The sequence below is a fragment of the Amycolatopsis camponoti genome (assembly GCF_902497555.1).
In the GTDB taxonomy this organism is placed as follows: domain Bacteria; phylum Actinomycetota; class Actinomycetes; order Mycobacteriales; family Pseudonocardiaceae; genus Amycolatopsis; species Amycolatopsis camponoti.
This window is the reverse complement of the sequence record NZ_CABVGP010000002.1, coordinates 2,414,787-2,430,333: the sequence shown is the minus strand read 5'-3', so window position 1 is coordinate 2,430,333 and position 15,547 is coordinate 2,414,787. Positions and strand designations below refer to the sequence as shown.

Genomic DNA, 15,547 nt, shown 5'->3' with positions numbered 1-15,547 from the left:
GCACTCGACATCGCCCGGCAGATGAAGCGCGACGACCTCGCTGACGACGTGGTGAAGCAAATCATCGCCAACGTCCGCGAGTGCCTCGACGGGACCGAGCGGAAACCCGGCGTCTCGCTGCGTCTGATCCGCCGCCTCGTTGAGGAGAAGAACCCGCCGACGAGGGTCGACGACTTGCTGACGGCGGCACGAGAACGCTGCGTGGGTGACCCGAGCATCGAAGTCGACACCGCAATGTTGCAGCGTCGCCGCGCGAAGGGCGACAAGGACGCCCTTCAGCGGATCGACCGAGAGATCGTCGGGATCTGGTCCCATGCAGCAGAGCGAACGTCCGGCCTCGAGAAGCTGGACAATCTCACCAAGGCGGTCGACTACGCCAGGGACCGCGGGCAGACCGACTTGTTGGCCGCAGCCACGACTGCTCTGCAGGCGATCGGCATCGACGACCTAGACATGCAAAGCTTCCGCGTCCCCATTGAGATTCCCGACGAGGAGTTCATTCGGTGGATCAACCACTTCACCCAAGAGGATGACTGGCGCGCCTGCATCATGCGCTTTTCGTTCGGCGAACAGGGAACTCCTCCAACTGGACTAGTCGAGGAGAACCGCGCTGAAATGGCGAAGGACACATCCATATACTCAATAGTCCGGAATTCGAAGATAGGCGGCGACGGGCTTCCACGCTGGGAACCACAGGACGACGTTGACCACGATATGCAACGTCTGTCCGATCTGGAAGTTCTCCGGATGCAGGTGTACGCACCACTGTTCGCCAAAGCCTTGCACGAGATCGGAGTCGTCCACCGTCCAATCCGCGAGGAAGTCGAAGAGTTCTTCGCGGAGCAAACGTCCCTTCGCCGGACATACCTCGGGTATTGGCAAACGCCTTGGCCAGGTACTGGCGCCGAGACTACGAAGCCTGTGCCTACCTCATCACGCCGAAGATCGAGACGATGCTCCGCGCCCTCGCCAGGGCCATCAGCGAACCGGTCTACCTAACCCAGCAGAGAAACTCTCCCGGAAAATACATCGGTCTCGGGACGTTGCTCCCGGCGCTTGCCAAGCAGGGCTTCGACGAGTCCTGGGGCAGGTACCTTTCCACGCTGCTGGCGGGCCCGACGGGATGGAACCTGCGGAATGAGCTCGCGCACGGGTTCGTCGACGAGGTTTCCGCGCCCATTACTGCGCTGCTGATCCAGGCTGCGCCGTACGTCGCCACGCTCGTCCCGAGCGCGACCGACCAGCCGACACCGGAGACCGAGTAGCCACCTTCCGGTCGCTGTCGTCGCACCGACGCCCGGCGCTCAGAGCAACTGGCCGCCGCCTTCCACGAGCAGCGTCGAGGGTGGTGGTCATCGCTGACCGCGGGCAGCCGATCGCCGCGGTTCGCGTCGCCGGCGTCGCCCCACGACCACTCGATTGAGTGAATTCTACACATATTTTGCAACAAGCTCAGTTAGTCACGTAACCGCTTCCGACTCATCGCTCCATGGCCTCTGGGGACGATCGGATCCGCTCGACGACCTCGCGCATGTTCCGGGCCGGCAGCGACGTGGGCGTGATCATCTCTACCGCGCGCAAGAGCGCGTCGAGCCCGCCTTCGTAGCGCAAACAGGTGCGGACCATCGCGATGAAGTGCAGTCGGGCTCGGGAGTGGTACGGCACGATTTGCCCGATCTCTGGAGGAAGTAAGTCGATCAGCAGGCGCCGCTGAGAGTCCTCGTTCAGCGACGGCACAGCGAGGAGCGCGTCGGTCAGTTCCACGAGCATGCGCGCGTCCGAGGAAGCGGGGACAGCCCGTTCCGGCACCACCGTCGGGGACAGTGCCGACAGGTCGCGGATCCACGCGTTCGCCGACGTCTCCTTCACCCGCACCTCGACTCGTCGGTAAGGGGCGGCATTCGCCGGCGAGTTGTGCGACACGACCTCCTCGTAGAACCAGTCCGACACAATGAGTGCCAGATTCCGGCCGGAGTTCGCCAGCGCGGCTTTCAGCGGCGGAGCGTCCAGTAGCCGGGCGGCGTGGATCACCGCGGTGCCTAGTACTCCGTTCGGGCCGACCCGGACCTCGCCTGCGTGTAGCGCCATCCGGAGGCGCATGCGCTGGGAGGGCGCTGTTACGGCGTTGTGCTTCGTCAAGGCCTGTTCGAGCTCGTCTGCGACCCTCACCAGCTGGATCTTCGGCAGCTCCGGCGGAATCAGAACGAAGAGGCCGTCACCTGTGTCCTCGACGGAGCAGTCGTGCCAGGGCAGGCTGGCCAGATCCATGCTCTCCCGCATCGCAGTGAAGAGGACCTGGCGGATCGTGATCTGGTCCGCTGTTTCGCGGGACGAAAAAGCCGCGAGGTCGACAGCGAGGATCCCGCGATGCACCGCGGGCCAACCCCGCTCTGGCACAGCCCGTGCCTTCGCCACGGCGTCGCTCGCTCCGGTCAGCAGGGTGCGTGTCGCGAGGGTGTCCGGGTGCTCCGACCCCAGCACGAGCTGTCTGACACGCAGAACCGCCCGGAACTCAGTCTCGGCCTCGACCAGATTGTGCTGCTGGGCGAGCACACTCGCGAGATTGTTGCGCGTCGCCAGCACATCCGGATGCTCCGGACCCAGCACCCGCCCCTGAAGCTCCACCAACCCACGGAACTCCCCCTCCGCCTCCGCCAGCATCCCCCGCTGCGCCAGCACACTCGCGAGATTGTTGCGCGTCGCCAGCACATCCGGATGCTCCGGACCCAGCACCCGCCCCTGAAGCTCCACCAACCCACGGAACTCCCCCTCCGCCTCCGCCAGCATCCCCCGCTGCGCCAGCACACTCGCCAGGCTGTTGCGCGTCGCCAGCACATCCGGATGCTCCGGACCCAGCACCCTCTCGCGAACGGCGAGAGCCCGTTCGAACTCCTCCTGTGCCTCGGCCAGCTTCGCCGGATTACGGAGCACGTCGCCGAGATCGCGCAACACATCGCCGAGGTTCGAGCGCAGGACGGGCTGGTCGACATCCGGTGTGGCCTCGATGATCGCCTGCCGGAGCAGGGTCTCGGCCTCGGTGAGGTCGGCCGAATCGCCGGTGCGCCCAAATCGAGCCCGTAGCGCGGCGCCCAGATTCGACATCCGCGGCGTGCGGCTCGGACCGCCCGGGCGGGTGGCCGACGCCGCCTGCCGGAAGAGCGCGATGGCCTCGTCCAAGCTGTCGACGTCCCCGGTCGCCTCGAACCAGAGCCGCAAGGCGGATCCGAGATTCGACAGCAACGCGGTGCGGTCCTGCTCGTCGACCGGGGCCGCGTCGAGCGCCTGTCGTTGGAGCTTGACGGCTTCGGCAAGGTCGGCCGTCACACCGGTGCGTTCGAACCGCGAGCGCAGGATGTTGCCGAGGTTCGACAGCGCCACGCTGCGCTGGGCGTCCGAGGAGGTCTCGGACAGGGCCAGCCGCAGAACCGTCACCGCTTCGTTGAGCGAATCCAGCACGTCGGTCAGCTCGAACCGCACCTGCAGGGCGACGGCCACCTCGGCTAGGGCCGTCGCTCGGTTCCCGATCTCGCCAGACGCCGCGTCCCGGCCGACGGCGATCGATTCGTCCACAGCCGCAAGCGCGTCGGCATGTTGCCCCGAAGCGGCCATGGCGAGGCCGAGTTGCACCAGTGCGAGGAGCAGCCCTCGCCAGTAGAGGGCGGGATCCTCTTCATACAATTCGCGCAGCCGGGCCGCGTCCCGCGCCGCGTTGTACCGCTCCAGGTGTTCGGTCATCACACCTCCTCCGGAGAATCGCCATCGTCGTGCAGATAGGACTTGATGATCTCCTTGGCGAGCTGCCGGTCGAAGATCTCCAAGGCTTCCGAATGCGTTCCGTCGCGCGCGGTCGTCCGTGTCAGTCGCAGTACAGTCGGCCGGATGCGTCGCGATTCGTCCGGCGGATCGTCGTCCAGCTCGGTCTCGCTGACGTCGACAAACTCCGCGCTCGGGTCCTTCGAGACCCGCGCGGCGACCCACAGCTGTTTGAACAGCTGCGGGTCACCTTCGAGATGGGTGACGACCGCGAGCAGAGGCAGCCACTTAGGGCACTTCGTGCCGCCTAGCACCTGCGCGACGGTCGTGTGGCTGTAACTGATGGCGCCGGCGATATCCCGAGTGCTCGGCTCACCAGCCAGAAGCTGCAGTTCGCGTAACGCGGTGGACAGCCGGCTCAACGCCTGGTCCCCCACAGCTTCGTTCTCCCGTGCTCGCGGCGATGTCAGCTTTCCGTACGCCATCGTAAACCATCCGGCGCGGACTGTTCATCAGCTGTCACAGAGGGTCGACGATCTCCAGCACCGGGTCGATGCTGGTTTCGACCGGACCGCGACCATCCTCTGGGGAGACCACTGTGACTATCACCGCCGTCGGCCCCGAAGTCGCCTGGAGCGTCCTCGGCGGCGGAATCCTGGCGCTGGCCCGCACGATCGTCTGGCTGATCGGGCTGACCCTTGCCATCAGAGGCAGCCGGACCGCAGATCGCCCCGCCGTATTGCGCGCGTACCTCAGCCGCCGACGTTGCGGCGAATGTCGGAGAACCGGCCGACCTCATCGTTGCTGAACCCGGTCAGCAGCTACATGTGCTCCTCGCCCGTGACGGCCTCCAGCCTCCGGTAACGGGAGCGTCCAACGGAGAAACTAATGCACAGCACCTCGCGAGAACGCGGCGATTATCGGGCAGGTCCGGACTGAGTGACGCGGACCGGCCGGAGAGGTGCGACCCCTGACAACTCCTATAAGGACGGCGCCCGGCCGTCATGTGCCGGCCGCAATTTGTAACGCGTTGCAGTCGATGGACCGGCGCGCTGCCTGACAGGCTGACCTGCGGCGATAACGGCTGATCACCCGTGCCGCGTATTGTTCACGTCTGCCGGTTGGAGCTGAGGTATTCCCGACATCAAAACCGAAGAAGTTGCCCGGACGGGTCGACAACGGCAAACCGACAGCGCTACTGTCGACTCACAGCACCCTGATCCTCGCCTCCGCGTTTATGGCCCGTGCCGCTGCCAGCGTGTCTTTGTTGTTCCGACTCGGCAATCAACCCTACGAATCGTATATTATAGGCGGACCTACAACGGCTGGCGCGACAAAGTTCTTCAACTGACTGATCAGGTGAACGGGCTCACCCGACGCCGGGGTCGATAACCTCGCGAAGCCGGTCGCCTGATGTGAGAAGCTACCGCGTGCCCTCCTTGCTCAATGCCATGCCGCTCGAACGCACCAATCGGATCTTCCTCCACCCCGTACACCAGGAGGGGGTCGGCACGGTTGCCCAGCTGATCAAGGATCTGAGGCAGTGCCGAAGCGCCGAAGACTACTTCACCTTCCAACAAGGTCTGCTCGCGAAGGTGCTCGCGGTTCAGGAGTACCGAACGGCGTGCCGGCGGGTCGCGAAGCTGCTTCGGCAAGGCAAGACCGTACCTGCCGATGCCCCCGAGTTGCGGTCTACCGAGCCTGCGGGCAGTCCTGAGACTTGGGAGCTTGAGATCGACGTGTGTGAGCGTGTCGATCGCCAGCTTCGCTCGGTTGCCGATGCGCTGGCCTGGCGCATGTTCAATTACGACCGGCGGGTCATTATCGCGCTTTCACGTAACCAACCCCCCGGCCAGATGGCCGGCAAGGAAGGCCTTGCCGCAGAGCTCGCCTTCCTGGCCGAGTGGTGGCGGGAAGAGCGCCGGTTCGTCCTGCTCCACGACTTGACCACATGCCTGAGCATCGGTGACGCCACGTCTTTCAAGGAAGTCGGCAGCGAGTACGAGGCGTACCTGCACGAGATTAAGTCCGACACCAGCCGCAAGCCCGACCGCAGAACAGTGAAGCAGCTTCGCCGCCAGCGCATGGCGGAGGAAGCCATTCGTTCCGGTGGTCCCCTGCCGGGCAAGCTTCCCGGGCGGCTGGTGCAGCTCGATATCCCTTACAAGACCCACCTCGACCTGCTCGGCCGGTCATTCGAGCTCGCCCGCCGGCGCGGAGTTCAGGGGATGAAAGTCCCCGGAGGCAGATCGCTCGTCACTACTGACATCGTCCGCGGCTACGAGCTGTGGTCCGAACAGGAACTCATCGACCGGACAGCAGCGGAACATCTGCAGGCCACCAAGCGTGCGCGCATCCTGGGCAAGGGGCAACTGGTGTACGCGCGAACCGATGACATGGTAGCGCGCTCGCCGACCATGCCGCCGTGGGCGATCTACCCGTTGTCGCCCGAGCTGTGCACCAGGCTGATCGCCGACTACGCGATGTTCATCGTGACGATGTCCAGTGACTCGGTACTGGCCGCGCTTGACGATGCCGGTCTGGCTGCCGAATGTGTACTTCCACTCGATCAGGAGGTCATCGATTCGGAACAGGTGGTCCTCCGCGTACATACCCGCACGCGCACCATCGAGTTGCGGTGGGTTGAGATGCAGCACCGACTGCTGTTCGAGATGGCTGATCTGCCGACTTGGGCGAGAAGCGTCAAGCAACTGCTCGACGCCGACAATACCGGACGTCATCCCTGGCCGTTGTTCACCGACGAATGGCAGGTGTGGGCATAGTCGCTCGTCCGCTTCATCTGCCGAGGCCGGCTGACCTCGCTGAGCTTCGGCGGACACCGCGTCTCGTTGCACCGAAGCGGTTGGGCTTGGCGCATGTCGAGCAGCCGGCATCGATTTGCTGCGCATCTACTCGCCGGTGAGCGCACTAAACCCCTAACGAGAATGCCGACCGAACAGCGGGCCACGCCGATCAACGACGACCTGCGGGTGATCGTCATCGAAGTCGCCGTCAACGCCCGCGAACTCGCCACCATGCGTCCGCGGCCAACCTGCCTTTGTCTTCAAGGCAGGCTTAGCCAAGAGGTCGGCTGATGTCGAGAACGTACGGCGCGATGCGGAAGCCAGCTTCGGCAGCACGCCGCGCCTGTCCGGCAAGGTCGCGTTCCAAGGCCACTTTGTCCGCCGCTTTGGTCTTCGACCATCCATCGGGGCGTTGGGTCGGCGTGATCCAGTAGACGAGGTAGATGCCGTAACGGCGCTTTAGCGGGACGAGGTACCTGTCGATCAGCTGGGCTTGCATGGCCGTGTCGAGTTCGCCGTTGTCGACGAGCTTGGCTTCGACGAGGACCCTCGCCGTGTCGCCGCCCATCGTCTTGGTGGTCGCGGTGAGATCGATGCGGGTGCCGATTCCGGGGCGGTCACGTTTCACCTGAATTTCGCGGTCGACGATCACGCCGTCGAGGCGTTCGCCTAGTCTGCGCTCGAGCCAGTCGGAGATGTCGTCCTCGGTTCGGGGCCGGTCGCCTCTCCAGATCTCCCGCCACGCCGCAGCGAGGTAGTGCTGCAGTTCGTCGAGTTGCTGCAGCAGGACGTGCTGGAGGTCGGCATCGTCACGCACCAGGCGGGCGTCGCCGCGGCGGAGCAGGTTCAGCAGCGAACGAGGTGAAGTTGTGCCGAGCGCCAGGTCGGCTTGGCGGGCCCGGGCAATGCGGTGGTGATAGGCCACGGCCTGCTGGTCGGTTTCCGGACGGCCGACGCTCAGGTTCGCAAGTTCCTCGCTCTGGCCGTTCAGCGCCATCCGCTCCAAGACGTGCCGGCGCACATCGCTGGCGTGATGGTGCGGGGAATAGGCGAAGCCGGACTTGAGAGGCGGGTCCTCGGCGTAGGGGTGGGTGTCTAGCAGGAGGCGGGCGGCTACGGCGAGGTGTGCGGGGTCGAGCAAAGCGACGTTGAGGTTTCGGACCGCTTCTGCCAGTTCGTCCGGCGGCGGAGTCGCCGCGGCAAGGGCGTCGATCACCGTGTCGGGGTCGAGTTCAGCCAGATGAGCCTGAGCGAGCCGAGCGAGTGGCGACCTCGCTTCGATGAGCCGACGACAGACGTCCAGGGCGGTCTCCGAAGGACCGTGCTTGACCAGCAGAGTAAGAAGTTCACCGGCGAGTACGGTCTCGGTGGATGTGGCGAGGAGTCGCTCGGCGACGGCCGGAGCAATCTCGCATATGAGATGGACGTAGATGGCATGGGGAGTCAGGGAGTCGCCTGCGGCGTCGAGAGCGGCCAGGTGCTCGACGCCGGCGTCGATCAGTCGTGGCCTGACCGCGGCCGGGACTGCGTCGAGCAGACGACGACGCGGCTCGATTGCGTCATCACCACCGAACGCCGGGGTGGCGATGATCGATGATGCCCACCGCGCCCATACCCCATCGGGGAGTTCGTTAAGCAGCTCCGGGAAGTGCTCGACCAGCGTCGCCAGGAGGTAGACGCCTGACCAGTCCGGCGACACTGTCCCGGAAGTCCACGATTTCGCAGTCCACCAGGTCTGTGCTGCGGGTCGGTGGGTGTGCAGGTAGACGAGGCCTGCGGCGAGGATCAGCTGACGTTCGCCTGCACCGAGTTCAGTCCAGCGGGTTCGCCGGGTGAGGTCGGGCGCGGTGGCCTCGTCGATGTCGGTGTGGTTTCCCCCGCCGGCGGCCAGTAACCACGGCACACGCGACCACGATTCTGGCTCGGTGTCGAAGCATGTCAGGACGGCGCGGAGTTCTTCTCGAGCCTGCTCCTGCCGAGCAAGCTGCTCTCGCTGGTACTCGTGATCTTCAGCGGCCATGTGGCGCTGAGGCTGCACCGACTCGTCGTCGATCCGGACTTCAGCACGAAGGAACGCCGTGGCGTCGTAAGCCGGGTGATCCGGGGCCAGCTCGAGAATTCGCTCCACGAGCGCCGCTGACGGATCGTGCAGCAGCTGAGGCAGGCAGTCCGTCAATACACCTGCTGCCTGAGGCGGGGCGGAAGGAAGTGTGTCGAGAAGCCAGCCAGCGTCGCCATTGACGAGCAGCCCCAGAGTTAGAACCGCATACCAGGTTTCCTCCCCTACGGCTGCGGCATCGACGGCCAATGCATGGCGGTATTCAGGTGCACCGTCTGCCCAGGGAAACCGCTTGATTCGGGCCGACGGCCGGTGCCACAGGCCTGAGCGGACCAACGCGACGATCAGCCGGGCCAAGCCACCGCGAACGGCATCGTCGTCTACCTGCTGCCACGCTCTCTCGATCACGCCTGCATAGAGGTCCTCGAAGTGGTCGTCATCACGGACGTCGCTGTGCCACGCGTGATCAGCCAACCAAGCAACGAACTCAGCGAGGTCGTGGGCCGGAACTCGGCCTGGCAGATCTCGCAGAGTCTGACGGTAACCGCCGTACAGAATCGATCGGTGCGGCCTCAACGCTTGGGTGAGTTCCGCAGTGTTCAGCAACCGGGGATACAGGGCATCGATCACCGCGGCGCGAACTTCGTTGTCCGCATCCGGATCGGCGTCGGCCGGCACGAGGAGTAGTTCGCGCAGCACGAGCAGCGTGTCTTCCTCTCCCATTTCGGCAACGGCAGCGACAGCCGCTCGGCGCGCGTAGCCGAACCACTCCGACTCCAGTGCAGCGCGTGCCAGCGCAGGCGCGGCCGCACGACAGCCGCCTGCAGCGGCCAGCCGGGCGATCCACCACAGCTGCGCATCGTTCGCTGGGCCTAGTTGGAGATACTCCGCCAGTTGCTCAGCCAGCCCCGCGTGGAGAAGGCCAGCTCGGTCCAGCCGCCAGTCCGGCTCCACGTCATCTCGGGCCGCTGCTTCGAGCAAGCCCTTCACGACCGCCGCTCGTACTTCGTCGGAGGGCAGCTCCACCACCGCGGCCGTCGAGGCGAACATCGCCGCGTTGCCGGCAATCAACCCTGCAACCAGGTCAGGTGCCAACGCGGCCAGCCAGGATGCAATGCCGATCCGCGCTGTCGGCAGCAAACCGTTGGCGTGCACGCCGAGCAGAACCGGGATCTGACCGGCGCGGATTCCCCGCTCGACGAGGTAGGCAGCCGCTAGGTACTCGAGATAACGCTGATGGCGGAACACCACCGATCCCGGCGGCCCGGAGTCGAACAACGCCGTGTCGAGCACGGCCCGGTAGTCAGCGGGCTCGACCGTGCGTGCAGGCTGGTCCGGTTCCGCGTCCGACGGCAGTTCACTGACCGGGAGCGTCGCCCGATCCCCGACCGCCGCGACGGTGAGTGCTTGATTCCCAGCGAACGTCGTGAAGGCACCGAGCCGTTGGGCCAGCCGCATCGACCGGTCCAACGGAAGCAGTGGTCGCATGCGCTCGTTGGTTTCGCGGAGTAAATGCTCGATCTCGAAGTTGATGGCGTCCGACGCGCTCCGCGGGAGCTCGCCCTGCGTGTTCCAGTATCGTGCCACGGCGATGAGCTGGCCCACGCAGCCGGAGAGTCGGCCCAGCTTGGCCTCGATCAGCGCCGACATGAACGCCGCGGAGTCGAACTCGGGTGAATTGACCGTCCGTTCGATCGCCGAGACCGCCGCGCCGCGGTCGAGCGGAGCCAGCTTCCACACCGTGAATGTGGGTAACTCCTGGAACAGCGCTCGGCCGAGCACTGCATCCCATGCGGCAGCGCGGCAGGCAAGCCGCCAGTGCATCGTCCGGCGTGCGGCCGCGGTCAGGTAGCGCTCCAGCCACGGGAACAGGCGCGGCTCCACAGACGCCGCCTGGTCGAGGCCGTCCAGGTAAACAGCGGATTCGTGGAAGCACGCGTCGTCCAGCTCCCGCTCGAGCCCTTCGATCGTCAGAGCAGCGGTATCGATCAACCGCGCGTCCTGCTCGGTCTTGGCGAACTCGGTGAATGCGACGGTCTTGCCTGCCCCACCCGCGGCCAACAGAGCGAAACTCGTCCCTCCGGCGGGTAGTTCGGCCACAGGGACCGGTGGAACCGCATCTCCCAGTCCCCACTTCGGATCCGATGGCGCGAGGAGAAAGCCGTCGCCATCGAGCAAAACCGGCTTCTCTGCCGGTACCACAAACCGGCTCACTCCATCGAGAACCACAACACCTCACTCTCAGAGACCGACCATCACTATAGGTAGGCGTCAGGAGGCCCCGCGCTTGACCTCCTCGATGGCGGCACCTCGAGCATGGTCTATCGGTGGCTCGACCCTGCGGTCGCCGACTTGGATCATGCCCACCTCGATCAGGGCCCTGGACCAATGACCTGGGCCTTCATCGGCCGGCCGGTCACGAGAACGCGTTGTACTGCCAGTCCGATTCATCTGGCGATCGCTCGGCGACAGCAAACTGAAACAACGATGCCGAATGTGCCCCTACGGAAGGAACAGAAGCCTACAACCTGCAATGGCGCGCGTTTAGCCTGGTCAAGTCAGGTATTGCACATCCCTGATACGGAAGAGGTCACCGGGTAACGATGCCTCCGCGCACCGCCTGAACACGCAGGTCAGAGGCACAGGTCATCGTCGCGGAGCAAGGGCTCCGTTGTCGGATGGCGACGAAACGGCGATGGGTTCCGGCCCGGGGCAATCCCGGCGTTGGACGGCGGCGACATCGAGCCGGATGATCTTTACAACTTGGTGTCGTGATGTCTCCTCGCTACTTCTCGAGCGGAGTTGGTCTGCGAGACACGCATCGTCGAAGTCGACCTGAGCGGGTACTTCCCCTCTGGCAGCTACGACGGTGTCGTGGACGATCCGTGCACACCGACCAAGCCCTGGGGCGAACATGACGACTTCCCCGAGTACCTCTTCGCGGTCAAGCGCAGCACCGCGCCGTTCACGACCGCCGGCCCGCCAGGACGCTGCCGGCAGTCGGCCTCGCCCTGGGCGTCGGCGCGACGACGTCGCACCCGCGGTGTTGCTGCCGGCGTCCCCGCCGCAGCTGACGCAGGGCGCCGCCGGCGCTCTGCTGCGGCTGCTGCTCGATGCGGACAAGGCGGCTTGATCATGCGGTTCGCGTTCTACGGTCGGGTCTCCACCGAGGACCAGCAGGACCCGGAGGCGTCACGGAACTGGCAGCTCGCCCGGGCCAAGGCACTGGTCGACAAGCACGGCGACATCGTCGCCGAGTTCTTCGACATCGGCCAGTCCCGCTCGATTCCCTGGAAGCGGCGGCCCGAGGCGATTCGGCTGCTGGTGGCGATGCGCGACGCTGACCGGGGCTTCGACGCCATCGTGATCGGCGAACCCCAGCGCGCCTTCTACGGCAACCAGTACGGCCTCACCTTCCCCGTCCTCGTTCACTACGGCGTCGGGCTGTGGGTGCCCGAAGTCGGCGGTGCGATCGAGCCGGAGTCCGAAGCCCACGACCTGGTCATGTCCGTCTTCGGCGGGATGAGCAAGGGCGAACGCAACCGGATCAAGATCCGCGTCCGCGCCGCCATGGCCGCCCAAGCCTCCGTCGAAGGACGATTCCTCGGCGGCCGACCGCCCTACGGCTACCGGCTCGCCGACGCCGGGCCGCACCCTAATCCAGCTAAAGCCGCTGAAGGCAAACGGTTGCATCGCCTCGAACCCAACCCCGCCACCGCGCCGGTCGTACAACGCATCTACGCCGAGTACATCGCCGGCCGCGGGAAGTTCGCCATCGCCGAGGCACTCACCCGCGACGGCATCCCCTGCCCCTCCGCGAATGACCCCGCCCGCAACCGGCACCGCACCGGCATGGCCTGGGCCAAGGGCGCGGTCGGCGTCATCCTGACCAACCCCCGCTACACCGGCCGCCAGGTCTGGAACAAGCAACGCAAAGACGAAGTCCTCATCGACGTCGAAGACGTCGGCCTCGGCCACGAAACCAAGATGCGCTGGAACACCCGCGACAAGTGGATCTTCTCCGAGCAAATCGTCCACGAATCGATCATCGACATCGAAACCTTCCAGCAGGCCCAGGAGATCACCGCCGCCAAAGGCGCCGGGCGCAAGACCAGGGAACGGACACGCACACAGCACCGCTACGTCCTGCGCGGGCTCCTTCACTGCGGAATCTGCGAGCGACGCATGCAGGGCCAGAAGACCCGCGACCAGCTGTTCTATCGCTGCCGCTACCCGAACGAGTACGGGCTGGCGAACAAGACCGAGCACCCGCGCAACGTCTACCTCGCCGAACGCGACCTGCTCGGACCGCTCGACGGATGGCTCAGCACCTGCTTCGCACCCCATCGCATCAACGAGACCGTCGACGCCCTGCACCATGGCCAGCCGGAACTCGACGTGGATCTCGGCGCCATGGCGGCCGCCAAAGCGATCGAAGAATGCGACCGCGTCCTCGAACGTCACCGCTCCGCTCTCGAAGCCGGCGCCGACCCGAAACTCGTGGCCGCGTGGATGGCCGAAACACAGGCCCGGCGCGCCGAAGCCGCAGCGCGGATCAAGGTTCGGCCCCCGCAGCACCGGATGACCAAGGACCAGATCCGCAACCTCGTCGAGCGCCTGGGTGACATCAGGTCGGTGCTGGCCGCCGCAGACCCCGATCGGAAGGCGGAGGTCTACCGGCAGCTCCAGCTGCACGCGACCTACCACCCCGGAAAACGACTAGTGCGCATCGAGACTAGTCTCGATGCGCACAGTTGGGGTTATGGGAAGTGTCCGAGGGGGGACTTGAACCCCCACGCCCGTTAAGGGCACTAGCACCTCAAGCTAGCGCGTCTGCCATTCCGCCACTCGGACCTGCTGAAGAAAGAGTATACGGCTCCTCCGCCCCCTCCTTCAGGGGGGTCTGGATCAGGCCGCCTGGGGACTCTGGCATCATCCTTCGGTTCGAGCCTGCTGCATCGATTCAGCGCAGTGCAACGGGCTGTTCGGCTCGCTCCCGGGATCGGCGGGCGTTCCGGCCACCGGCGTCCACCTGAGTGGTTTACAAGAGCGCCTCGGGATTCCTAGGATTCGCCGGTCGGGTCGCGGAACTGGAGGATCCGGATGGTGCGTGCCGGTCGGCGGCGGGATCTTGAGGTCTCCGTTGATGAGCTGCTGCGGGAAACCGGGGCCACTCCGCGGTCGCTCGGTGGGCCCGTCGAGGCCGCCGGTGCTCGGGATGAGGACACCGGTGATGGCTATCGGGAACGTCTCGAGCAGCGGGCTCGTGACGCCGCCGCGGGTCAGCAGCGGGCTGGGCGGCGGGTTCGGTGGTTCTCCGCCGTCTGTGGTGCCCTTGTCGTGCTCGGCAGCCTTGTTCTCATCGCCGTCACCTCCGAAAGCTCACCCGGGCGGCAGGCCGCACTCGCGCCGGGCTCACTCGCGCCCGCGACGACTCCGCATTCGACGACGCCCACCTCCGCCGAACCGAGTCCTACCCCGATTCCGACCGTGCTGCGGCAAACCGCGTCGTCCTCCCCGACCCAGGCGCCCGTGAAAGCCGCGCCGTCCGTTGAGGCTGCCACCTGCGTCGTTCGCTTCTCCGTCACCGACCAGTGGAACGACGGCTTCACCGCCGGCGTCGCCATCACCAACAAGGGCAGCGGGACGCTCTCGCCGTGGACGCTCTCCTGGACCTTCACCGCCGGCCAGCGGGTCACCCACGGCTGGGACGGCCAGTACCGCCAGAGCGGCACCCGCGTCACCGTGAACGCCGAGTCCTACAACGCCACCCTCGCGCCGGGCGCGACCGTCAGCACCGGCTTGAACGGCGCCTTCGACCACGGCAACCCCGCCCCCACGGCCTTCACCCTCAACGGCGCCCGCTGCGACGTGGGCTGACGATCTTCACGTCGGCCAGCTCCAGCAGGCCGTCCAGCTCGACGCGCGCGCGGGTGCGGTGCGGGTCGGGCACCAGCCCCTCCGCGCGGACCACGTCGAGCAGGCGGCTCGCCAGCGGCAGCACCAGGTGCCGGCCCCAGCAGCGCTCGGTGGCGTGCCCGAACGGCAGGTAGCCCGGGTGCCGGTCGGCGTCGAGCTCGGCCCAGCGCCGCGGCCGGAACTCGTCGGGCGCCTCCCAGAGCTTCGGTGCGCGGTGGCTCAGCAGGGGCAGCAGCAGGACGTCGTCGCCGGGGGTGATGCGGGCGTCGACCTCGGTGAACTCCGGCGAGCGGACGCGCAGGATGTTCCACGACGGCGGCAGCAGCCGCAGCGCCTCGTTGATCACGTGCTCGTTGGGGACGTCGTCGTCGAACGGCGCGCCCAGCCACACCGCGTTGGTGACCAGGGCGGCCACGGTGAAGCAGATCGGCGCGGCGACCCGGCGGTAGAGGTACATCCGGAACCGCCGCTCGGCCAGGGTGCCGGCTTCCAGGACCTGCCGCGCGAGGGTGGACAGCTCCACGCCCGGAGCCGGGGGGCGGACCAGCGCGGCGCCGGCGGTGACGGCCGACCACGTCAGCTTCGGCGTCAGCTCGAGGCGGCGGTCGACGAGCACGCGGAACCGGCGCGTCTCGGGTCCGAAGACGAATCGGCGCAGGTAGTCGTGGGGTACGGCCGGCCACGCGCCGGTGAGGTCGGGCCGGTCGGCGGGCCGCTTCAGCGCCGCTCGGACGTCCGCGCCCAGTGCCTGCATGAGGCTCGCGGACTCGGCTCGGGTGACCGGGCGGCCCAGCACCGGCTTGAACGTCGGCCGTTCCTCCGCGTTGGCCGGGCGGGCGCGCAGCACCGCGTCCATCAGCTCCGGGTCGGCGATCCCGACGGTGTCCGGTTCGAGCCGGAAGAGCCCGTCGTCACGGTGGTCACGCAGCAGGTCTTCCAGGCGGGGCGCGAAGACGACCGCGCGGTGGGCGGGGGCGATGACCACGTTCGGCACTCCTCGAAGGGGGAACGG

General features: G+C 66.4%; 10 protein-coding genes and 1 tRNA gene. 6 read left to right on the top strand and 5 right to left on the bottom strand.

Features of this window, described 5'->3' with window-relative positions:
- Nucleotides 1-21: 21 nt before the first annotated feature.
- Both AA23TX_RS31750 and AA23TX_RS31745 read left to right on the top strand, forming a co-directional pair.
- Nucleotides 22-999 (top strand): hypothetical protein, encoded by a 978-nt coding sequence (locus AA23TX_RS31750; protein WP_155546436.1) that lies wholly within the window; start codon nucleotides 22-24, stop codon nucleotides 997-999.
- Between the two features lie 44 nt (nucleotides 1,000-1,043).
- Nucleotides 1,044-1,265, top strand: a complete 222-nt coding sequence (locus AA23TX_RS31745; RefSeq protein WP_196425607.1) for a DUF4209 domain-containing protein — start codon at nucleotides 1,044-1,046, stop codon at nucleotides 1,263-1,265.
- Nucleotides 1,266-1,479: 214 nt separating this feature from the next.
- Here AA23TX_RS31745 and AA23TX_RS31740 read toward each other — a convergent pair whose 3' ends face one another.
- Both AA23TX_RS31740 and AA23TX_RS31735 read right to left on the bottom strand, forming a co-directional pair.
- Nucleotides 1,480-3,735, bottom strand: coding sequence for a tetratricopeptide repeat protein (locus AA23TX_RS31740; RefSeq protein WP_155546434.1), 2,256 nt, complete (start codon nucleotides 3,733-3,735; stop codon nucleotides 1,480-1,482).
- The gene (locus AA23TX_RS31735; RefSeq protein WP_155546433.1) at nucleotides 3,735-4,238 is read right to left on the bottom strand and encodes a hypothetical protein; all 504 of its coding nucleotides are present in this window, start codon (nucleotides 4,236-4,238) and stop codon (nucleotides 3,735-3,737) included. The genes AA23TX_RS31740 and AA23TX_RS31735 overlap by 1 nt, the downstream gene beginning before the upstream one ends.
- Nucleotides 4,239-5,183: 945 nt before the next feature.
- On the opposite strand from AA23TX_RS31735, the gene AA23TX_RS31730 reads away from it, so the two are divergent.
- Both AA23TX_RS31730 and AA23TX_RS31725 read left to right on the top strand, forming a co-directional pair.
- Nucleotides 5,184-6,536 carry a hypothetical protein gene (locus tag AA23TX_RS31730; protein WP_155546432.1) on the top strand — a complete coding sequence of 451 codons (1,353 nt, stop codon included), beginning with the start codon at nucleotides 5,184-5,186 and terminating at the stop codon, nucleotides 6,534-6,536.
- A gap of 162 nt (nucleotides 6,537-6,698) precedes the next feature.
- The gene (locus tag AA23TX_RS31725) at nucleotides 6,699-6,848 is read left to right on the top strand and encodes a hypothetical protein (protein WP_155546431.1); all 150 of its coding nucleotides are present in this window, start codon (nucleotides 6,699-6,701) and stop codon (nucleotides 6,846-6,848) included.
- Here the strand turns inward: AA23TX_RS31725 and AA23TX_RS50345 are convergent.
- Entirely contained in the window at nucleotides 6,829-10,845 is a 4,017-nt protein-coding gene (locus tag AA23TX_RS50345) for an adenine nucleotide alpha hydrolase family protein (protein ID WP_230862787.1), read from the bottom strand. The genes AA23TX_RS31725 and AA23TX_RS50345 overlap by 20 nt on opposite strands.
- A gap of 573 nt (nucleotides 10,846-11,418) precedes the next feature.
- Between AA23TX_RS50345 and AA23TX_RS31715 the strand changes: the two genes are divergently transcribed.
- Nucleotides 11,419-13,422 carry a recombinase family protein gene (locus tag AA23TX_RS31715; protein ID WP_230862786.1) on the top strand — a complete coding sequence of 668 codons (2,004 nt, stop codon included), beginning with the start codon at nucleotides 11,419-11,421 and terminating at the stop codon, nucleotides 13,420-13,422.
- On the opposite strand, the gene AA23TX_RS31710 is transcribed toward AA23TX_RS31715, so the two are convergent.
- Nucleotides 13,387-13,470: transfer RNA gene (locus tag AA23TX_RS31710), tRNA-Leu, on the bottom strand. The two genes, AA23TX_RS31715 and AA23TX_RS31710, sit on opposite strands and share 36 nt — an antisense overlap.
- 636 nt (nucleotides 13,471-14,106) lie before the next feature.
- On the opposite strand from AA23TX_RS31710, the gene AA23TX_RS31705 reads away from it, so the two are divergent.
- Entirely contained in the window at nucleotides 14,107-14,496 is a 390-nt protein-coding gene (locus AA23TX_RS31705; RefSeq protein WP_230862785.1) for a cellulose-binding domain-containing protein, read from the top strand.
- On the opposite strand, the gene AA23TX_RS31700 is transcribed toward AA23TX_RS31705, so the two are convergent.
- Complete coding sequence (locus tag AA23TX_RS31700) at nucleotides 14,468-15,520, bottom strand: cytochrome P450 (protein WP_155546430.1); 1,053 nt, start codon at nucleotides 15,518-15,520, stop codon at nucleotides 14,468-14,470. The genes AA23TX_RS31705 and AA23TX_RS31700 overlap by 29 nt on opposite strands.
- Nucleotides 15,521-15,547: the final 27 nt, after the last annotated feature.